The 2,272-nt window shown below is 63.0% G+C and carries 2 protein-coding genes; both read right to left on the reverse strand.

Going from position 1 to position 2,272, the window contains the following annotated elements:
- Positions 1 to 197: 197 nt before the first annotated feature.
- The gene (recA, locus tag KDH09_07270; protein ID MCB0219476.1) at positions 198 to 1,301 is read right to left on the reverse strand and encodes a recombinase RecA; all 1,104 of its coding nucleotides are present in this window, start codon (positions 1,299 to 1,301) and stop codon (positions 198 to 200) included.
- Between the two features lie 100 nt (positions 1,302 to 1,401).
- Positions 1,402 to 2,272, reverse strand: an 871-nt coding sequence (gene thpR / locus KDH09_07275; protein ID MCB0219477.1) for an RNA 2',3'-cyclic phosphodiesterase, incomplete at its 5' end; no start/stop codon positions are given.

Raw genomic sequence — 2,272 nt, forward strand, 5'->3', positions numbered from 1 at the left:
GATCCTTCGCTTCGCTCAGGATGACAGGACAGGACCATTCTTCCTGATCTGTGTGCATCCGTGTTCATCTGTGGTTTCAAATCCTTCCCTCTGTGACCTCGGTGCCCTCTGTGGCAAACCCAAATCTGGTTCTCTGCCGAAAAACCAAAGGGCCTCCCAAGCGGGAGGCCCTTTTCGTAGCCCTCAGTGGAAGTTGCTTACTTCTTCTTGCCCTTGGCTTCCTTGGCACCGGTGTCGGCGGCCGCCTCTTCGGGGGCGGCGTCGTCGGTGCCGGTCTTGAGAAGCTGCAGGTGACGGCGCGTGGGCAGGCCGTAGTTCTCAAGAACCTTGGCCTCGATCTCATCGCACATGGCCGGATTTTCCTTGAGGAAGCTCTTGGCGTTCTCGCGGCCCTGACCCACGCGGTCGGCGCCGTAGGAATACCAGGCACCACTCTTCTCGACGATGCCCACTTCCTCGGCCAGGTCGAGCACGTCGCCTTCGTGGGAGATGCCCTCACCATAGAGGATGTCGAACTCCACGTTCTTGAACGGGGGGGAGACCTTGTTCTTGACCACCTTCACGCGGGTGCGGTTGCCCACCACGTTCTCGCCCTGCTTGATCGAACCGATGCGGCGGATGTCCAGGCGCATTGAGGCATAGAACTTGAGCGCGTTGCCGCCCGTGGTGGTCTCGGGGCTGCCGAACATGACACCGATCTTGTGGCGAATCTGGTTGATGAAGAGGATCGAGGTATGCGACTTGTGCACCGCGCCGGTGATCTTGCGCATGGCCTGGCTCATCAGACGGGCCTGGAGGCCGGGCAGCGAGTCGCCCATCTCGCCCTCGATCTCGGCGCGCGGCACCAGGGCGGCGACCGAGTCGATGACCAGCACGTCGACGGCGTTGGAGCGCACGAGCATCTCGGCGATTTCGAGCGCCTGCTCGCCGTGGTCGGGCTGGGAGATCAGGATGTCGTCGGTGCGAACGCCCAGCTTGCGGGCGTAGTTGATGTCGAGTGCGTGCTCGGCGTCGATGAAGGCGGCCACGCCGCCCTGCTTTTGCGCCTGCGCAATGATGGAGAGCGCCAGGGTCGTCTTGCCCGAGGACTCGGGACCGAAGACCTCCGTGACGCGGCCGCGGGGAATGCCGCCGATGCCCAGGGCGATGTCGAGCCCGAGCGATCCGGTGGGAATCGACGCAATGGGCTCGATGGCCTCATCGTCGCCGAGGCGCATGATGGCACCCTTGCCGTACTGCTTTTCAATCTGCTGGACGGTCAGGTCCAGGGCTTTCTTCTTCTCGTCGCGCGCTTCGGCCATGTCTCTTCCTCTTTCACTCCCGGCAGCGCTTCCACCCGGGGCCATGATTCCCCTGCGCCGCCATGCTTCCCTCACTCATCCGGTTTCGGTGGGCCCCTGCTTATGAGGGGCCGCCGGGCGATCCGTCTTCCTCGCGCTGGAGAGCCCGGAGGGGCGTCTCGTGGCGTTTGGTGTGGATCGGTCCCTCTGGCGTCAACCGACTACCGAACAGCGAGTACGTATATACCTCGAAAACGGGAACGAAATCAACGCCTTTTTCCTCCCGCATCGCTTCGTTGAAGGCATCTTCGTAGAGCTGTGTGACATACTGTGACATAGTGCGCGGATTTTTCCGCCACTTCACCCGCGCCAGAGTGAGATGCGGATGCCAGGGTCGCGTCTCGCGCGCAAATCCCAGCGCTTCGAGTCTGTCCGAGAGCGCCGCTTCGAGCGCCATCAACCCCGCACTCTCCTGAAGTTCCGCCCAGAGCACCCGCGGCGCGCGCGGCTTGGGCGCGCCGCCGATTCCCGCAACACGCAGTGCGAAGCCCGCCTGCGCTGCGCCCGTAGCGTCCATTGCAGCGGCAACTTGCTTCGCTTGTTTCTCCGTAATGTCTCCGAGAAAGCGTAGCGTCAGGTGCAGGGTTTCGGGGCGGCTCCAGACAGGCCGCCCCTCCCGGCCGAGCTCTTTTTCCAGCCCGCCCTTCACGAGATATTCCTGCACACGCACAAGAAAGGCCCGCGCAGCGGGCGGCAGCTCCACCGCGATGAAGGCGCGAAAGGTGGGCTCTGGCGGGCTCTCGCTCATGACTGGCAAGTGTAGCGTCCATGGCCGGCCTGTGTTGCGGGATCGGTGCCAAAGCGAGAGTAAGATTCCTAACCCACCGGGATCGCGAATAAATTCGCCCCAGCATCGGTCTACGTATCGGGTATGCTGCGCTCTTCGCGTCCGAGACTCGCATCGATCCATGCGGATTTCGGACCCGCTGAGC

The organism is Chrysiogenia bacterium (assembly GCA_020434085.1).
Lineage (GTDB): Bacteria > JAGRBM01 > JAGRBM01 > JAGRBM01 > JAGRBM01 > JAGRBM01.

Excerpts from the sequence above, each read along its gene's own strand:
- recA (MCB0219476.1), bottom strand. The coding sequence starts at position 1,301 with ATGGCCGAAGCGCGCGACGAGAAGAAGAAAGCCCTGGACCTGACCGTC.